Origin of the sequence: Sphingomonas sp. TDK1, from assembly GCF_001650735.1 — a bacterium.
Lineage (GTDB): Bacteria > Pseudomonadota > Alphaproteobacteria > Sphingomonadales > Sphingomonadaceae > Sphingomonas.
Genome location: NZ_LXVY01000004.1, coordinates 449,023 through 466,096, shown reverse-complemented (window position 1 = coordinate 466,096; position 17,074 = coordinate 449,023). Strand labels below are relative to the sequence as shown.

Annotated in this window: 19 protein-coding genes; 8 read left to right on the top strand and 11 right to left on the bottom strand. The window is 67.1% G+C overall.

Annotated elements, in window-relative coordinates:
• Nucleotide 1 precedes the first annotated feature (1 nt).
• Nucleotides 2–436: a DUF3576 domain-containing protein gene (locus A7X12_RS05650; RefSeq protein ID WP_064310637.1), complete on the bottom strand. Its 435-nt coding sequence runs from the start codon at nt 434–436 to the stop codon at nt 2–4.
• A gap of 208 nt (nt 437–644) precedes the next feature.
• On the opposite strand from A7X12_RS05650, the gene A7X12_RS05645 reads away from it, so the two are divergent.
• Nucleotides 645–1,376 carry a hypothetical protein gene (locus A7X12_RS05645; RefSeq protein WP_332308515.1) on the top strand — a complete coding sequence of 244 codons (732 nt, stop codon included), beginning with the start codon at nt 645–647 and terminating at the stop codon, nt 1,374–1,376.
• A gap of 75 nt (nt 1,377–1,451) precedes the next feature.
• Here A7X12_RS05645 and A7X12_RS05640 read toward each other — a convergent pair whose 3' ends face one another.
• On the bottom strand, nt 1,452–2,021 hold the full coding sequence (locus tag A7X12_RS05640; protein ID WP_064310635.1) for a thiamine phosphate synthase: 570 nt from the start codon (nt 2,019–2,021) through the stop codon (nt 1,452–1,454).
• Nucleotides 2,022–2,043: 22 nt separating this feature from the next.
• Here A7X12_RS05640 and A7X12_RS05635 point away from each other — a divergent pair, with 22 nt between their 5' ends.
• Both A7X12_RS05635 and A7X12_RS05630 read left to right on the top strand, forming a co-directional pair.
• On the top strand, nt 2,044–2,712 hold the full coding sequence (locus A7X12_RS05635) for a YggS family pyridoxal phosphate-dependent enzyme (RefSeq protein WP_064310634.1): 669 nt from the start codon (nt 2,044–2,046) through the stop codon (nt 2,710–2,712).
• Nucleotides 2,709–3,407: an HAD family hydrolase gene (locus A7X12_RS05630; protein WP_084445098.1), complete on the top strand. Its 699-nt coding sequence runs from the start codon at nt 2,709–2,711 to the stop codon at nt 3,405–3,407. Before A7X12_RS05635 ends, A7X12_RS05630 begins: the two co-directional genes overlap by 4 nt.
• Before the next feature lie 167 nt (nt 3,408–3,574).
• Here the strand turns inward: A7X12_RS05630 and ribA are convergent, their stop codons facing one another.
• The 4 genes from ribA to A7X12_RS05610 all read right to left on the bottom strand — a co-directional run bounded on the left by ribA (nt 3,575) and on the right by A7X12_RS05610 (nt 8,738).
• The gene (gene ribA / locus A7X12_RS05625) at nt 3,575–4,633 is read right to left on the bottom strand and encodes a GTP cyclohydrolase II (RefSeq protein ID WP_064310633.1); all 1,059 of its coding nucleotides are present in this window, start codon (nt 4,631–4,633) and stop codon (nt 3,575–3,577) included.
• Entirely contained in the window at nt 4,630–5,412 is a 783-nt protein-coding gene (locus tag A7X12_RS05620) for an exodeoxyribonuclease III (protein ID WP_064310632.1), read from the bottom strand. The genes ribA and A7X12_RS05620 overlap by 4 nt, the downstream gene beginning before the upstream one ends.
• A gap of 242 nt (nt 5,413–5,654) precedes the next feature.
• The gene (locus tag A7X12_RS05615) at nt 5,655–6,263 is read right to left on the bottom strand and encodes a LolA family protein (protein WP_064310631.1); all 609 of its coding nucleotides are present in this window, start codon (nt 6,261–6,263) and stop codon (nt 5,655–5,657) included.
• A gap of 87 nt (nt 6,264–6,350) precedes the next feature.
• Nucleotides 6,351–8,738 (bottom strand): DNA translocase FtsK, encoded by a 2,388-nt coding sequence (locus A7X12_RS05610; RefSeq protein ID WP_064310630.1) that lies wholly within the window; start codon nt 8,736–8,738, stop codon nt 6,351–6,353.
• Between the two features lie 143 nt (nt 8,739–8,881).
• Here A7X12_RS05610 and A7X12_RS05605 point away from each other — a divergent pair, with 143 nt between their 5' ends.
• A complete protein-coding gene (locus A7X12_RS05605) occupies nt 8,882–10,099 on the top strand; it encodes a UbiH/UbiF/VisC/COQ6 family ubiquinone biosynthesis hydroxylase (RefSeq protein ID WP_064310629.1) in 1,218 nt (405 codons plus the stop codon).
• On the opposite strand, the gene A7X12_RS05600 is transcribed toward A7X12_RS05605, so the two are convergent.
• The gene (locus A7X12_RS05600) at nt 10,089–10,304 is read right to left on the bottom strand and encodes a putative signal transducing protein (RefSeq protein WP_064310628.1); all 216 of its coding nucleotides are present in this window, start codon (nt 10,302–10,304) and stop codon (nt 10,089–10,091) included. The genes A7X12_RS05605 and A7X12_RS05600 overlap by 11 nt on opposite strands.
• Before the next feature lie 50 nt (nt 10,305–10,354).
• Between A7X12_RS05600 and A7X12_RS05595 the strand changes: the two genes are divergently transcribed.
• Nucleotides 10,355–10,600 (top strand): type II toxin-antitoxin system CcdA family antitoxin, encoded by a 246-nt coding sequence (locus A7X12_RS05595; protein ID WP_064310627.1) that lies wholly within the window; start codon nt 10,355–10,357, stop codon nt 10,598–10,600.
• Nucleotides 10,601–10,614: 14 nt separating this feature from the next.
• Nucleotides 10,615–10,896 carry a CcdB family protein gene (locus A7X12_RS05590; protein WP_232318372.1) on the top strand — a complete coding sequence of 94 codons (282 nt, stop codon included), beginning with the start codon at nt 10,615–10,617 and terminating at the stop codon, nt 10,894–10,896.
• Here A7X12_RS05590 and tldD read toward each other — a convergent pair whose 3' ends face one another.
• Nucleotides 10,897–12,324 (bottom strand): metalloprotease TldD, encoded by a 1,428-nt coding sequence (tldD, locus tag A7X12_RS05585; RefSeq protein ID WP_064310625.1) that lies wholly within the window; start codon nt 12,322–12,324, stop codon nt 10,897–10,899.
• A 49-nt stretch (nt 12,325–12,373) separates the two neighbouring features.
• Nucleotides 12,374–12,604 (bottom strand): zinc-finger domain-containing protein, encoded by a 231-nt coding sequence (locus A7X12_RS05580; RefSeq protein WP_064310624.1) that lies wholly within the window; start codon nt 12,602–12,604, stop codon nt 12,374–12,376.
• 67 nt (nt 12,605–12,671) lie between these two features.
• Here A7X12_RS05580 and A7X12_RS05575 point away from each other — a divergent pair, with 67 nt between their 5' ends.
• The gene (locus tag A7X12_RS05575) at nt 12,672–13,589 is read left to right on the top strand and encodes an ABC transporter ATP-binding protein (protein ID WP_064310623.1); all 918 of its coding nucleotides are present in this window, start codon (nt 12,672–12,674) and stop codon (nt 13,587–13,589) included.
• A gap of 24 nt (nt 13,590–13,613) precedes the next feature.
• Here A7X12_RS05575 and A7X12_RS24960 read toward each other — a convergent pair whose 3' ends face one another.
• Together A7X12_RS24960 and A7X12_RS05570 are read right to left on the bottom strand one after the other, a co-directional pair.
• Nucleotides 13,614–14,150, bottom strand: coding sequence for a hypothetical protein (locus A7X12_RS24960; RefSeq protein ID WP_084445096.1), 537 nt, complete (start codon nt 14,148–14,150; stop codon nt 13,614–13,616).
• A gap of 103 nt (nt 14,151–14,253) precedes the next feature.
• Nucleotides 14,254–15,147, bottom strand: a complete 894-nt coding sequence (locus A7X12_RS05570) for an alpha/beta hydrolase family esterase (RefSeq protein ID WP_064310704.1) — start codon at nt 15,145–15,147, stop codon at nt 14,254–14,256.
• 268 nt (nt 15,148–15,415) lie between these two features.
• On the opposite strand from A7X12_RS05570, the gene nadB reads away from it, so the two are divergent.
• Nucleotides 15,416–17,020 (top strand): L-aspartate oxidase, encoded by a 1,605-nt coding sequence (gene nadB / locus A7X12_RS05565; RefSeq protein ID WP_064310622.1) that lies wholly within the window; start codon nt 15,416–15,418, stop codon nt 17,018–17,020.
• Nucleotides 17,021–17,074: the final 54 nt, after the last annotated feature.

Genomic DNA, 17,074 nt, shown 5'->3' with positions numbered 1-17,074 from the left:
GTTAGTTGGCGACGGCCGCGCGGCGCAGATCGCGTGCACGGGTCAGGATGATGTCCTCGAGCTTCTGGACGGTGGCGGCCTGCACGGGCGCAGAGACCCAGGCGCCGTTGCGGTTGACTTCGCGCAGCGCCGCGACCCGCAGCGCATCGGCGCGCAGATCCTGGTCGAGCACGGTCACCGTCACCTTCATCCGCTCGGTGGGGACGTTGGGATTCACATACCAGTCGGTGACGATCACGCCGCCGTTCGAGTCGGTCTGGAGCAGCGGCATGAAGCTCAGCGTGTCTAGGCTGGCGCGCCACAGATAGGCGTTGACGCCGATCGTCGTGACCTTCGAAGCCGCGAGATCCGCTTCGGGGCGGCCCTTGTGGTGGCTGCAGGCGGCGGCGGAAACAGCGAGCGACCCCAGGATCGCAAAGCGCAACAGGCGGTTCATGGACGTCGTACTTCCTACCGGGCAAGGGAAATGAGTGCCTGCATCTATAGGGCGGGATGTGGCGGGAGCAAGGCCGACGCGCTGGTCAGCAATTGGTCTCTGCTGCTACGAATCTGTGGGTCTGGTGCAACACTCCGAGAAAATTGCCCGGGCCCGTGGAACGTCGCTTTGATTCCATGGTAGGGGCACCCATTAGAGAGGTATGCAAATGCGCTTGGTACGTTGGATGTCGGGACTTGGGCTGGGGGCGCTCTGCGCCGCCGGGCTCGTCGTCTCGCCGGCGCTCCAGGCCCAGGAACGAGACCGCGCATCCAAAGCGGCCGTTCGCCCCGCCCCGCTGGCGCTGCAGAGCGCTGGTGGCTTTACCCCCGCCGCCGCCGATCCGAAGCTTGCCGCCGTACTGGCGCGCAGCGGGATGAACGGTGCGGGCTTCCGCTTCACGCCTGCCGAATCGCGTACCGGTTCGGAACGCGGCGTGACGATGGCCGTTCGCGCCGCTTCGACGCGCGCGGTCGAAGCGGCCAGCCGTACGCCCACGGCCAAGCCGGCCTCGGTCAGCCTGGCGCCGATCGCCTATAATCTGGGCGTCGCGGTGGGCTGGCGTCGCTTCGCCGTTTCGGGCGACGTAACTCATATCGACATGGCGAACACCCAGCCGGGCAGCCGCGACCGGTCCGAAGTCGCGCTCAGCTATTCGGGCAAGCGCCTGAGCGGCCGCATCGCGGCGAGCGAGGATCGTCCGCTGGCGGGTACGCCGGTGCTGATCGGCGACAAGCCCAGCTATTCGTTCGATCTCGGCGGTTCCTACGCCGTATCGCGTCGTCTCGATGTTACCGCCGGCGTGCGGTACAAGAGCGAGCGGGATCGCCTGACGCAGTTCAACGAAGACACGCGTCGCGACAGCCAGTCGATCTATATCGGAACAGCTTTCCACTTCTGAGCCGGCGCGGATCGCGATGTGGCACGCTTCGGATGTGCGCGCGGCGCGCATCGGCGCGCAGGCAAGCCACACGAACTAGCGAGGAAGCCGCGCCCGGCATCCCCCCATCGCTCCATTTTGGCATTCGTGCGCCCAGGCATCGATCGCGGCCCAGCCGTGAATCTTCAGCGAGCGGAGCCGCTTCGCCCTGAACCGATCCATGCCGCCCAGCGCGATGATCGGCACGTCAACGCCGCGCACCATCAGGCCGAATCGCAGCGGACCCAGCGCGGGTGCGCCCGGGTGCGAGCGGGTGGGGAAGGCCGGTGAGACCAGCAGTGCGTCGGCACCCGCGCGGATCGCGGCAACCGCTTCGCGGCGCGAATGCACCGGCCAGGTGGTAAGCCCGCGTCCGCGCCGCCCATGGGTGCCCGCTTCGCCGCGCATCGGCGCCGGGCCCGCGCGCAACAGCACCAGTCCTCGCCGCCGCGCGACTTTGGCGATCCGCGCGAACAGCGCGCGCCGCTCGGACGGGGGAAGCTGATAGTGGCGGAAGATGACCCCGCTGCCGCGCGGCAGCCGTTCCAGCGCCGGCCATAGCCCTTCGCCCAGCCTCGGATCGGTCATCAGCCACAGGCGCGGGATTGGGGGGTGGCGGGTCGGCATCGCGATGCCTATAGCCCGCCCCATGCTTCAAGACGATGCCAGCCAGCGGCTCGCCGCGGTGCAGACCGCGATCGCCCGCGCCGCCAAGATCGCCGGCCGCAAGCCTGCCGACATTACCCTGATCGCCGTTTCGAAGACGCACGACGCCGCGACGATCCAACCGCTGATCGACGCCGGCCAGCGCGTGTTCGGCGAGAATCGCGTCCAGGAAGCCCAGGGCAAGTGGCCGCAACTGCGCGAGTCGACGCCTGGCATCGAACTCCACTTGGTCGGCCAGCTCCAGTCGAACAAGGCCGAGGAAGCCGTGGCGCTGTTCGATGCGATCCACGGCGTCGACCGGTCTTCGCTGGTCACCGCGCTCGCCAAGGCGATGGACAAGGCCGATCGCCGGCCAGCCTGTTTCCTCCAGGTCAATATCGGGGACGAGCCGCAAAAGGGCGGCTGCCCCGTAAGCGAACTGCCCGCGTTGCTCGCCGAGGCACAGGCGGCCAATTTTCCGGTAGCGGGGCTGATGTGCGTGCCGCCTGCGGGTCTGGAAGCCGCACCCTATTTCGCGCTGCTCGCCAAGCTGGCGCGCGACCATGGGCTGGGCGGCCTCAGCATGGGCATGTCGAGCGATTATGAGACCGCGGTGACGCTGGGCGCGACCCATATCCGCGTCGGCACGGCGCTGTTCGGAGACCGCGCATGAACGCGATAACGCGCCTGCCTGCCACGATCCCGGTGCGGTTCGCCGGCATTATCTTCGACTTCGACGGCGTGCTGCTCGAAAGCGAATACGCCGGCAATAAGCAGATCGCCGACTATCTGACCAGCATCGGTCATCCGACCACGCCCGAACATTCGATGGCGAACTTCATGGGGCTGGCGGGGCATGATTTCCTGGCGGCGATCGAGCGCTGGATCGGCCGCCCCGTGCCGGAGGGCTTCCACGAGGCCCGCGCCGAGGAAGATGCGCGTGCGCTGTCGGAAGGGCTGCCGGCGGTGGCGGGCGCGCTCCGCTTCCTGGAGAGCCTGCCCGCGGACCTGCCCAAGGCGATCGCCTCGTCGAGCCCCACCCATTGGCTCGACACCCATCTTCGCCATTTGGGGGTACGCGACCTGTTCGGCGACAAGCTGTTCAGCGGCCGCGAGCATGTCGCCAACGGCAAGCCCGCACCGGACCTCTACCTCCACGCCGCTGCTGCGCTGGGCGTGCCAATCGAGGAATGCGTGATCCTCGAGGACTCGCCGGTGGGCGTGAAGGGCGCGGTTGCCTCGGGCGCGACCGTGATCGGGCTCTGCGCAGGCTCGCACTGCGCGGCAGACCATGGCGATCGGCTCAAGGCGTTGGGCGTGCAGCTTATCGCGCAGGATTTCGACGAAGTCGCCCGGCTGATCGCGTAACCCCTTCTACGAGGCGCTGAAGCTGAGCGTATCCTCCCCCGCCAGGGGGAGGTGGCCCGCGCCAGCGGGTCGGAGGGGGAGGATGCCAGAACGGCAGCCGTCGTGCTTCCTCCCCCTTCGTCGCCTTCGGCGCCACCTCCCCCTGGCGGGGGAGGATACGCTAAGGCCTAAAACTCGTGCCCGGTCCGATCGCGCTTGGTCGCCAAATACCGCGCATTGTGCGGGTTGGCCGGCAGCACATGGGGCACGCGCTCCAGCACGTCGACGCCGGCCGCACGCAGCGTCTCCACCTTTTGCGGGTTGTTGGTGAGCAGCCGGATGCGCGGCTGGCCGAGAAGGGACAGCATCCGCGCCGCCACCCGAAAGTTGCGCGCGTCGATCGCGAAACCGAGCCGGGTATTGGCGTCGACCGTGTCGAAACCCTGGTCCTGCAGCGCATAGGCGCGCAGCTTGTTGATCAGGCCGATGCCGCGGCCTTCCTGGCGCAGATAGAGCAGGATGCCCCAGCCGCTCTTCGCAATCTCCGCGATCGCTGCCTTGAGCTGCGGCCCGCAATCGCATTTCAGGCTGCCGAGCATGTCGCCGGTCAGGCATTCGCTGTGGAGCCGCACCAACGGCGCCTCGCCATTGGGCTGGCCGATCAGCAGTGCGATATGCTCGCCGGGCATCTCGTCGGTGCGGAAGGCGACGATCTCGGCATCCTCGGCGGCCTCCACCGGCAGCCGCGCGCGGCCGACGATGCGCAGGCGATCGGCATCTTCATGCGCGTCGATATCGGCGAGGGTGATGGCGTCCTCGGCATCGCCTTCGAGCACGAAGAAGGCCGGCAGCAGCCCCGCGATCCGCGCCAGTCGCAGCGCCGCCGCCGCGGCATCGGGCTGCACCACCGGGATCGCGCGGAAGGGCCCCTTGAGCGGCGTCGCGAGATCGAACTGCGGGTCGGCCAGCGCCGTCGCAGCATCGAAATCGAGCCAGTCGACGCGCTCGACCAGCACTGGCGCATCCGGCGTCGCCGCGTCGCGCTGGTTGGCGAGCTTGAGCGTCGCTGCGCGGCCTGCCGAGAGCAACACCGGCGCGGCACCGGCGGGGTCGAACGCCGCCAGCCGCTCAGCGTCCCCAGTCTCGATCGCGAGCAGCCGCAGGCTGCCCTCAGCCCCGCGAATGGCGATCGGCCAGCCGCGACGCAGCGCATCGACGGCTTCGGCGGCGGCGCGGGCGTTGCTCAAAAGTCGAACTCCGTCACGATCGGCACATGGTCCGAGGGCTTGAGCCAGGAGCGGCACGGCTCGCATACCTTGTGCGCCGTAGCTTTTGCCGCAACCTCGGGGCTGGCCCACATATGGTCGAGCCGACGCCCGCGGTCGGAGGCGGCCCAGTCCTTGGCGCGATAGCTCCACCAGCTATAGTAGCGTGCCGGAGCCGGGATGAACTTGCGGCCGAGATCGATCCAGCCATGCGCCGCCTGCAAGCGGCCCAGCGCCTCCACCTCTACGGGCGTGTGGCTCACCACGTCGAGCAGTTGCTTGTGGCTCCACACGTCCGATTCGAGCGGGGCGATGTTGAAATCGCCGGTGAGGATGGTCGGCACGTTGAGCTGCTCCGACCATTCGGTCATCCGCTGCACGAAATCCAGCTTCTGCCCGAACTTCGGATTCACCGCGCGATCGGGCACGTCGCCGCCGGCGGGGACATAGACATTCTCGAGTCGTACCCCGTTCGGCAGCCGCACGCCGACGTGCCGCGCCTCCTGATTCGCCTGCCAGTCGAGCCGGTCGTCCTCGACCAGCGGCACGCGGCTGACGATCGCGACGCCGTGGTGCATCCGCTGGCCGTGCTTGATGACGTGGGTGTAGCCCAGGTCGTGGAACGGTGCTTCGGGGAAGTCGCCGTCGATCACCTTCGTCTCCTGGAGACACAGGATGTCGGGGGCTTCCTCGCGCAGAAACTGCTCGACGATGGCGATGCGAAAGCGGACGGAGTTGATGTTCCAGGAGGCGATCTTCACGCGCGCCGATGTAGCGATTCTTGGGCCGAGCGCCAGAGCATCGCGGCCACCCCATACCCCAAAAGGAAAGGCCCCCGCTCCGGGGGCAATGGAGCGAGGGCCGACCTAGCGTTCGTCACGCAGGGGGATGAGGCAACAGGCCCAGGCAACAGGGGGAAAAATCCCGGGCAAAAACCCCATCCGCCATGCCCTATTAGAGGAGCAAACCTGTCGCTTGGATGAACGATTGCACATAATTGTCGTTAATGGGTACGTCCCTGGGGACGGGGGTCGGTCCAGCGGAAGCTGGAATCGGCGACAGGTACGTTGAAACGCTGGTTGTTCAGACGAATCGTCGTGCGATTGTTCTGCGCGTCGAGTGCGACCCAACCCTGCAGCTTCAGGCCCGCGGGCGCGGCGGCGTCCTTCTGGAAGACCAGGGTGATGCGGCCATATTCGGGATGCTTGTTGTCGTGCACCTCCACCGAGACGACGCGCGAGTCGGCGGTGGGCTTCACGCTCGCATAGCCGCCGATGTCGCGATTCGGATCGAGCAGGACGCGCAGCGGCGAGTTGCCGATCGGCCAGCGCTGCACCTGCCGCACCTGATAATCGATGAAATAGAGGCTGCTGCCATCGGCGACGATCAGCTGGGGAATGCCCTTTTCATACTGGAAGCGGATCTTGCCCGGGCGCTTCAATGTCATCGTGCCGGCGACGACGCGGCCGTTGCGGTCTTCCTGGGTGAAGTCGGCGGTCATGCTGGTGACCGCCTTCAGATGCTGCTGGACCTGATCCAGCTCGGGCGCAGGCGCGGCTGCGACGAGCAACGGCGCGGCGAGGAGCGACAGAGCCAAGGAACGGGAAAACACGAGAAACGTCTCCGAATTGCTGGTCGCCCGGGTAGCGGGCGGGGCTTGAACGGGCTGTGAACCCGTTACCCGCCCGATTCGATCCCCTTAGAGCGGCCGCCCGTCGGTATCCATCAGCACCTCGCGGCGGCCGACATGGTCGGGCTTGGAGACGAGATTCTCGCGTTCCATCCGCTCGATCAGGCGCGCGGCGGAGTTGTAACCGACGCGGAGCTGGCGCTGCAGCCAGGAGGTGGAGGCCTTCTGGCTTTCCGCCACCAGCTGCACCGCGCGGCGATAGGTCTGCTCCTCCGGGCTGTCTTCGCCGTCGGGGGCGCCTTCCAGCGTGAAGCCGCCGTCCTCAGGCTCCTCGGTGACCGCCGAGATATAGTCCGGCGCGCCCTGCGCGCGCCAGAAATCGGTGATCGCCTGTACCTCCTCGTCGCTGACGAAGGGCCCGTGCACGCGGGTGATGCCCTTGCCGCCGGACATGTAGAGCATGTCGCCCTTGCCCAGCAGCTGCTCGGCGCCCTGTTCGCCCAGGATGGTGCGCGAGTCGATTTTAGACGTGACGTGGAAGCTGATCCGGGTCGGCAGGTTCGCCTTGATCACGCCGGTGATGACGTCGACCGAGGGACGCTGCGTCGCCATGATCAGGTGGATGCCCGCGGCGCGCGCCTTCTGGGCCAAGCGCTGAATCAGGAATTCGACTTCCTTGCCCGCGGTCATCATCAGGTCGGCCAGCTCGTCGACGATGACGACGATCAGCGGCAGCACCTGCAGGTCGAGCGTCTCTTCCTCATAGATCGGCTTGCCGGTTTCGGGATCATAGCCGACCTGCACCTTGCGGCCGAGCGTCTGGCCCTTGGCCTTGGCGGTGCGCACCTTGTCGTTGTAGCTCGCCAGGCTGCGGACGTTGACCGAGGCCATCATCCGGTAGCGATCCTCCATCTGCTCGACCGCCCATTTGAGCGCGCGTACCGCCTTGGGCGGATCGGTCACCACGTCGGCGAGCAAATGGGGGATGTCCTTGTACATGCTGAGTTCCAGCATCTTCGGATCGATCATGATCAGCCGGCACTGCTCGGGCGTGAGCCGGTAGAGCAGCGACAGGATCATGCAGTTGAGCCCCACCGACTTGCCCGAGCCGGTGGTGCCCGCGACGAGCAGATGCGGCATCGGCGCCAGGTCGGCGATCACCGGCTCGCCGGCGATGTTCTTGCCCAGCACCACCGGCAGGGTGGCGCCTTGTTCCTCGAACTGCTGGCTGCCGATCAGCTCGTGCAGGCTTACGCCTTCCCGGGTCGTGTTGGGCAGCTCGATGCCCATCACGGTGCGGCCGGGGATGGTGGCGACGCGCGCGGAGATCGCACTCATGTTGCGGGCGATGTCATCGGCCAGCTGGATCACGCGACTGGCCTTGATGCCGCTCGCCGGCTCCAGCTCGTACATGGTGACGACCGGGCCGGGGCGGACCTCGACGATCTCGCCCTTCACATGGAAGTCCTCAAGCACGCTTTCGAGCAGCCGGGCGTTACGCTCCAGCGCGGCCTTGTCGACCGTCGAGGTGCGGTTGGCCGGGGGCGGGGTCAGCAGGTCGAGCGGGGGCAGCTGGTAGCTGTCCTTGAAGTCGAGCGCGGCCTGCACCGGCGGCTTGGCGCGGGCTGGAGCAGTAGAGACGGTCCGATCGGCAATCACCGGGCCGGGACGATTATCCGGTACCACGACGCGGCGCGGCTCGGCGACGCGGGGCGGATCGCGGTCGAAGGGAAGATCGTCGTCCTCGTCCGGATCTTCGTCGAACGCCGCGACGGTCTGCGGCTTCGCACGGAAGCCCGTGCCTTCGGGGGCGGCGGCGATCCGCTCCTCGCCGGTGGTGCGGGAGAAGCGCGGCATGCGGAACAGGCGAGTCGGCGAGGTGAATTCGAGGCGTATCCACCACAACCAAAGCGCGCCGAGGAGCAGCAGCAGGCCGATACCGCGCCCGACCCAGAAGGACACGGCGGGGTCTCCCGCCAGCCCGATCAGCCAGTCGACGCCGCCGGCAATGGAAAGCCCGACCAGTCCGCCCATGCCGGCGGGCAGCCGCCAGTCGAGCGGCAGCGACCAATCGAAATGAAGCAGCCCGAGCCCGATCGCGGCAAGCGCCGCGGCGACAGCCGCGCTGCCGATCATCCGGCGCGGCCGCTCGATCGGCCGATCGATCATCATCCGGTGCGCGGAGAGCAGGCCGACAGGGGCGAGCAGCAGCACCGGCAGCCCGACCAACGTATAGAGAATGTCCGCGGCCCAGGCGCCGACCGGGCCCAGCCAGTTGCGCACCGGCCCCCCCGCGGCGGTGTTCAGCGCGGGATCGGAGGCATGATAGCTCAGCAGCCCGAGCACGAGCGCGACGGTCAGCACGAACAGTGCGGTGCCTGCCAGGACGAAGCCGCCGCGGCGGACGCCCGCCTTCATCGTGTCGCGCCAGTGCGGCGCCTCTGCGCGGGACGCCATCGTCCAGCCTCCGGATCTGTAAGGAAAAAGGTGGTGGAATCATCGCGCCTACGGAGTCCGGCGTCAAGGCAGGGGAACACGCCGCGCCGCCCTGCACCTGTTGACGGCTGGCAGGCGCGCGCGAACCTGCTAGGGCGGTCGCCATGGACCAGGCGGACATTCTCATCCTAGGCGGCGGGCTGGTCGGCAGCGCGCTGGCGGTTGCGCTCGATGCGCATGGCATCAGCTCGATCGTGATCGATCCGGCGAACCCGGAAACCATCCTTGCCGCGGCCTTCGACGGCCGCGCTTCGGCGATCGCGAGCGCGCCGATGCGGATGTTCGAGGCGATCGGCGTCGCCGGGCGGCTGGCGGGGAAGGGGTGCCCGATCGAGGGCATCCGCGTCTCCGACGGACTGGCGCCGGGCAAGCTAGATTTCGCGCCGGACGCCGAGGATGGCGCGCTCGGCCACATGTTCGAGAATCGCGTGCTGCGCACCGCGCTGTTCGAGGCGGCGCAGGCCGCGCCATTGGCCGATGTGCGGATGCAGACCCGCGCCGTCTCGGTGGAGCGGGGGCCGCACGGCGTGGTGGCGATGCTTGATTCGGGTGCGACGGTGCGCGCGCAGCTGCTGATCGCGGCGGAGGGACGCAACTCGCCCACCCGCGATTCGGCGGGCTTCAAGGTCGCGCGCTGGACCTATGACCATGCCGCGATGATCGCGACGCTCAACCATGAGCGTAGCCACGAGAACATCGCGTACGAAATCTTCTACCCGCAGGGCCCGTTCGCGATCCTGCCGCTGCTCGATGACGAGCGTGGCCATCGCTCGGCCGTGGTGTGGACGGTGCATGCGCGCGATGCGGCAGCGATGCACAAGATTTCGGACCGCGCCTATCTGGCCGAGGCCGAGAAGAAGATGGGCGGCTTCCTGGGGAAGCTGGGGCCGCTCTCCTCACGCTCCTCCTATCCGCTCGGCTTCCACCACGCCGCCTGGATCACCGCCGAACGGCTGGCGCTGGTGGGCGATGCGGCGCACGGCATCCATCCGATTGCGGGGCAGGGCGTCAATGTCGGCTTCCGCGACGTGGCGACGCTGGTCGAGGTGCTGGTCGACGGTAAAAGGCTGGGGCTCGACATGGGCGATCCCGAGCTGCTCGCCCGTTACCAGCGCTGGCGTGGGCTCGACACCTTCATGGTGGCGCTGGCGACCGACGGGCTGACCCGGCTGTTCGGCATTCCCGGCGCGCTGCCCAACGCTGCGCGGCGCTTCGGCCTGTCGGCGGTCGACAAGATTCCGCCGCTCAAATCCTGGTTCATGGGAGAGGCGCGCGGCGAGAGCGGCGATGTGCCCAAGCTGCTCCAGGGGATTACGGCGTAGGGCCACCCGCCGCGTCCACGATCGCGCGCGCGGCGTCGAGGTCCTCGTCGTCGACCATCACGCGCACCGGGATCAGCAGATAGCTGCCGTCGGCGATGCTGGTGCCCGCATCGAACACGAAGCTGGGGATGTCGTCATCCTCCAGCCGACCCTGGACGATAAAGGCTTCCTGCCGGTTGAACCGGCCGAGTTCGACAAGGGCCATGGCGGCCTCCGATGATTGACGCGCATGGGGCATGCGCATAATTTGTCCGCATGAAGCACGATCCCATCGCGTCCGGCAAGCGCAAGGCGGTGAACGTCTCGATCGACACGGGGATTGTGGCGGCTGCGCGCGAGGCGGGGCTCAACCTCTCCCAAGTCTGCGAAGCGGCGCTTCGGACCGCCGCCAAGGCAGAGCGTGACCGTCGTTGGGCCGAGGAAAACCGCGAATGGGCGGAAGCCCATCACCGTTGGGTCGAAGAGAACGAACTACCGCTCGAACACCTTCGCCTGTTTTGATGGCGCAATTCGACGTGCATCGATTGGTGACCGGTGGCCTGGTGATCGATTGCCAAGCCGACGATCTGGCCAATATCGGCACCCGATTCGTGATCCCGCTCGCCAAACCCAGCGAGAGCGCGCCGACCACACCGCGCCTGCACCCTCACTTCAGCGTGGGTGGCGAGACGCTGGTGCTGATGACGGAATTCGCTGCCGCCATTCGCACCAGCCAGCTGGGCGATAAGATCGCATCGCTCGCCGAGGAGCGTTTCCGCATCCTCGGCGCGATCGACGTGCTTACCGGCAGCGGCTGATCACGCCGCCGTCCCGCCCACCGTCAGCCCTTCCACCAGCAGCGTCGGCTGGCCGACGCCCGCCGGCACCGACTGGCCGCCCTTGCCGCACATGCCCACACCTTCGTCGAGCGCGAAGTCATTGCCGATGCCGGTCACGCGGTGGAGCACGGTCGGCCCGTCGCCGATCAGCGTGGCGCCCTTGATCGGCGCGCCGAGCTTGCCGTTCTCGACCAGATAGGCCTCGGTGCAGGAGAAGACGAACTTGCCCGAGACGATGTCGACCTGGCCCCCGCCGAAGCTCTTGGCGTAAATGCCCTTCTTCACGCGCGAAAGTAGCTCGCCGGGGTCGTCCTTGCCGCCCTTCATGAAGGTGTTGGTCATCCGTGGCATCGGCGCGTGCTGGAAGGATTCGCGGCGACCGTTGCCGGTCGGCTCGACGCCCATCAGCCGGGCGTTGAGGCGGTCCTGCATATAGCCCTTGAGGATGCCGTCCTCGATCAGCACCGTCTCGCGCGTCGGCGTGCCCTCGTCGTCGATCGAAAGCGAGCCGCGGCGATCGTGGAGCGAGCCGTCGTCGACCACCGTCACGCCGGGCGCGGCGACACGCTCGCCGATGCGGCCGGAAAAGGCGCTGGTGCCCTTGCGGTTGAAGTCACCCTCAAGGCCATGGCCCACCGCCTCGTGGAGCAGCACGCCGGGCCAGCCGGGGCCGCACAGCACGGTCATGTCGCCCGCGGGGGCGGCCACCGCATCGAGGTTGACCAGCGCCTGCGCCAGCGCTTCGTCGATCGCGCGGTTCCAGGTTTCGGGCTGGAACAGCCGGTCGTAGACCACGCGCCCGCCGGTGCCGAAGCTGCCGGTCTCGCGGCGGCCATTCTGCTCAACCACCATCGAGACATTGAGTCGCACCAGCGGCCGCACATCGGTGGCGACGAAGCCGTCCGCGCGCACGACCTCGACCACGCTCCACTGGCCTGTGAGGCTCACCGAGACTTGGCGAACCCGCGGATCGCGGGCGCGGGCGGCCGCGTCGATCGTCTGGCACAGATTCACCTTGTCGGCGAAGGGCACCAGGTCGAGCGGATCGGCATCGGTGTAGAGATGGCGGTTGTTGCCTTGGGGCGGGGCTGCCTTGCCCTGCTTGGCGGGATCGATCAGCGCCATCGTCTCGGCGGCGCGGCGGATCGCGGCGGCGCTGATCTCGTTGGCGTGCGCGAAGGCGGTCGTCTCGCCCGAGACCGCGCGCAGGCCGAAGCCCGACTGCGTGTCATAGGCGGCGGTCTTCAACCGGCCGTCGTCGAAGCCGAACGCCTCGGACTTGCGATATTGCAGATAGAGCTCGCCATCCTCGGCCTGTCCCAGCGCATCGGCGGTGAGGCGAACGGCGGCGTCGGGATCGAGCCCGTCGCGATAGAGGAAGGCGCGGGGATCGGTGGGAATGCTCATCCAACCGATATAGGAGGCGCGTGCGCAGAGTCACGCGCTCCCGCGGCGATCAGAGGCTGGAACCTGCCGGATGATCGGGCAGCTGGCTCTGGTCGGCACCGTCGGCGGGGCCGCCGATCAGCACGAAACGACGGTCGCAATAGCCGCAATCGACATAGCCGGTCTCGTCGATCTGGAGATAGACGCGCGGATGGCCGAGTGCTGCGGGCAGGCCGGGACCGGTGCCGTCGCAGGCGACACGGGCATGGGCGGTACGGATGACTTCGGGCGGGGCGATCATGCCCCGCGCCTTAGCAAAGCGCGCGGGGGCTCGCAATCGGATGCGCGGGGTCTTAAAGCTGCCCGCCATGACCCAGGCAGCGATCACGATCGACACACTCTGCAAGACCTATCAGGGCGGCAAGCGCGCGCTGGACGGGGTCAGCTTCGAGGTGCCGCGCGGGCAGATCTTCGGGCTGCTCGGGCCGAACGGCGCGGGCAAGTCGACGCTGATCAACATCCTGGCCGGGCTGGTCAACAAGACCGACGGCAAGGTTTCGATCTGGGGCTTCGACATCGACGCGCACCCGCGCAACGCCAAGGCGAGCATCGGCATCGTCAACCAGGAGATCCTGTTCGATCCCTTCTTCACGCCCAAGGAAACGCTGGAGATCCAGGCGGGCCTGTACGGCGTGGCGAAGGGCAAGTTCGACGCGATGGCGCTGCTCCGCGCGGTGCATCTGGAAGACAAGGCCAATGCCTATTCGCGCACGCTGTCGGGCGGCATGAAGCGGCGGCTGATGGTCGCCAAGGCGATGGTGCACTCCCCGCCGATTATCGTGCTCGACGAGCCGACCGCGGGCGTCGACGTCGAACTGCGCCAGCAGCTCTGGGCCTATGTGAAGCAGCTCAACCAGCGCGGCGTGACGGTGGTGCTGACGACGCACTATCTCGAAGAGGCGGAGGAGCTGTGCGACCGCATCGCGATCATCAACCATGGCCAGCTGATCGCCAACAAACCCACGCGCGAGCTGGTCGGCATGGCGCAGGAAAAGGTGGTCGAGGTGACGGTGGACCGCAACATCGTGGGTGCGCCCGATAATGCCTGCTTCCAGAAGGTGGAGCGGAAGGGCGAGCGGGTGCTGGTGATCACCTACCGCAAGGACCAGGCCAATGCCGGCGAAGTGCTGGGCGCGGTGCAGGCTGCGGGTCTGGGGATCGTCGATGTGTCGACCCGCGAGGCGGACCTGGAGGATGTGTTCCTGAATTTGACGCGGGCGGCGTAGCGTCGAGGTATCGAAAGACGCTATCTATGACGCGTTAGGCACGGAAGCTTTGGGCCATTCGGGGCGTTTCAACTCCACGCCGTTTAGCATGTCAGTGATGAATTTAAGTCTATCTGCTAACAAGCTACGAATATTATCACGCTCTTCTTCTGTTGCCGGCCTTCCTTCTATGTCAGTTGCAATGGAATCAAGTAGTAGGCTGGTTCCTGAGAGTGTAAGATTCATCGTAACGAGATAACGGGCTACCGAACGACTGCCTCGGTTATCAAGCTCGTAAATGGGGAAGCGACTTATCTCGTCGGCTACGGACGACATTGAGAGCGCGGCAATGCGAAGATTGATAGAAAGTGGTAGAAAATAAGCGGAGGTTCGATGGAAACTCTCCATGACCTCGTAGCCGTTTTCCAGAAGCCGCTTCCCACTCGCTTCCAACTGTCGCTTCCTGCGCCAAATTGGCATGAAGGCAGTGAAGTAGGTGAGGCCCAAAGCCAAAATTGCGCCGGCAAACTGAGCCCAACCTGCAAGTTTGTCATGAGCTTCAAACCACGCGATCACGCTCATATCCTCATGCCTGCAGCCAGCAGTTTGGTCGAACAAACGGCCGTCGAGAAGTCGATATTCCTGGGCGGCAGCTCCTTCTAGCGTCGTCGCTAAAAGGAAGCAGTCAATGCCGATGCCGCGCGAAGAACGCCCACATGGCCTCATTGTCCGCCACCCAGACATGGCCCGCGCCGTGCTTCACCCGCCCCGCGACCTCCGCGCCGCCCGAGCAGCGGCTGAAGCGCTCCTCCTTTACGTCCGCCAAAACCTCGCGCTCTACCGGCCCCACACGGCACCCGTTCAGGTCCGCCCAGCGCACCAGCGCGGTGTGCATCGTATACTGCCAATAGCCCGCGCCGCCGCCCTGGATCGGGTTGGTGGTGTCGGCATCGCCGGCGAAAGCAAGGACGGGCATCGGTCGCGACGGTTTGCAGGTCGCCGGATCGGGGACGCGGGGCAGGTCCTTGCGCGGATTGCCCGCGCGCAGGCCCACCACCGGGGCGATCGCCGCGAAACGGTCCGCCGCGACGCAGCCGAGCCACGAGGTCAGCCGCCCGCCGCCCGAATAGCCAGTGGCGTAGACGCGGGCGCGGTCGATGCAGTCCTTGGCCGCCAGCTGGTCGATCGCGGTCTTCACGAAGGCGACGTCGTCGGCATCGTCGGGGCCGGGGATCTTGCCGGTTACCGTCGGGACGCCGGGGATGTTCCACACAAAGCCCTTCTCCGCCGGGATGCCGCCATCGGGCGCGGCGAGCAGGAAGCCGTGGCGGTCCGCGGTCGCCTCCAGCTTCGACTGCGCAAGAATGTCGCGGCCCTTGCCGGTGCTGCCGTGGAACACGAACACCAGCGGCAGCCGCGCGGCGCTGCGACCGGCGGGCACATGCACCAGCATCGATCGCCCCGTGCCCGGAATCCCCACCGAAACGGTCGTCCCCGGCGCGCCCAGCCGGCACGTCGCCGCCTGCGCCGAGCCGCTGCCGATCAGCGCCGCAATTCCGATCCACCAGCCCAACCGCATCTGCTTCTCCTTTGCCAACGCGCACACGAAGGTGCGGTATGACCGAAATTATGCTTCCCTGCCCGTCATCCCGGCGAAAGCCGAGATCCATTCGCCCCTCGGCCTCGGAAAGAGCCGATAGGGAGACCCCAATGGACCCCGGCTTTCGCCGGGGTGACGATTGGGGAATAGCGATGGGTTCGCATCCGTGTGCCTGGCATTAGACCCAAGGGTAGGGATTGCGGAACCCCGCCCTTGCGCGCTTTAAGCGCCGCAAAGGAGTGCCTCTTTGTCCGACACCAACCACCAAAGCGATGTCCTGGTCCTCGGTTCCGGTGCGGCGGGGCTTACCACCGCGCTGCATCTGGCGGATCGCTTCAAGGTGACGGTGCTGGCCAAGGGCGGCTTTGCCGAGGGCTCGACCGCCTGGGCGCAAGGCGGCATCGCCGCGGTGCTGGAGGAGGGCGACACCTTCGAGAGCCATATCGAGGACACGATGGTCGCCGGCGCCGGCCTCAACGACCGCGCGACCGTGGAGATGGTGGTCGAGAATGCCCCGGCCGCGATCGAGCGGCTGGTCCAGCTCGGCGTGCCGTTCAACACCGAGGGCAATGCGCTGCACCTTACCCGCGAGGGCGGCCACAGCCACCGGCGCATCGCCCATGTCGACGACGCGACCGGCCTTGCGGTGCAGACCGCTTTGCTCCGCGCCGCGCAGGCGCATCCGAACATCACGCTGGTGCCCGACATGGTGGTGATCGACCTCGCCACCAGCCGGCATGAACTGCGCTATTCGGGCGCAGGCAATGTCTGGGGCGTCTACGCCTTCAACCGCGCGACCAACCGCGTCGAGCTGTTCACCGCCCGCGCGACCGTGCTGGCGACCGGCGGGGCAGGGCGGACCTATCTCTTCTCCACCGCCCCCCGCGGTGCGACCGGGGACGGCATCGCGATGGCATGGCGCGCGGGCTGCCGCATCTCGAACATGGAGATGATGCAGTTCCACCCGACCTGCCTCTACAATCTCGACGTCAAGAACTTCCTGATCACCGAGGCGGTGCGCGGCGAGGGCGGGCATCTGCTGCTGCCGCCCGACGCAGGCGAGGAAGCGGGCCACCGCTTCATGCCCGACTTCGATTCCCGGATGGAGCTGGCGCCGCGCGACATCGTGGCGCGCGCGATCGACCATGAGATCAAGCGGCTGGGCCTCGACTATGTCCACCTGGACATCAGCCATATGGGGCCGGAATTCGTCCAGCACCATTTCCCGACCATCTACCACCGGCTGCTCGACCTCGACATCGACATGACCAAGGAGCCGATCCCGGTGGTGCCCGCCCAGCATTATACCTGTGGCGGCGTGATGATCGATCGCGACGGACGCACCGACCTTCCGGGCCTCTATGCGGCGGGCGAGGTCAGCCAGTCGGGGCTGCACGGGGCCAATCGGCTGGCGTCCAATTCGCTGCTCGAATGCTTCGTGTTCGGCGAGGCGGTGGCGAATCACATCACCGCGCATTGGGGCGAGCTCGCGCCGCCGCCGGCGATCCGGCCCTGGGACGAGAGCCGGGTGACCGATTCCGACGAGGAAGTCGTCATCAAGCAGAACTGGACCGAGATCCGCCGCTTCATGTGGAACTATGTCGGCATCGTGCGGACGACCAAGCGGCTGGAGCGCGCCGCGCACCGCATCAAGCTGCTGCGCGAGGAAGTGGCCGACTATTACGGCCATTTCCGCGTCACGCCCGACCTGATCGAGCTGCGCAACCTGCTGGAGAGCGCCGACCTGATCGTCCGCTCGGCGCTGCACCGCAAGGAGAGCCGGGGCCTGCACTATACGCTCGACTATCCGGAGACGCTGCCGGACGCGGTCGACACGGTGCTGGTGCCTTGATCGGGTTGCGGACGCGCCCACGCCTCGTCGCTCCACCGACTCGCTTCGTCGCAT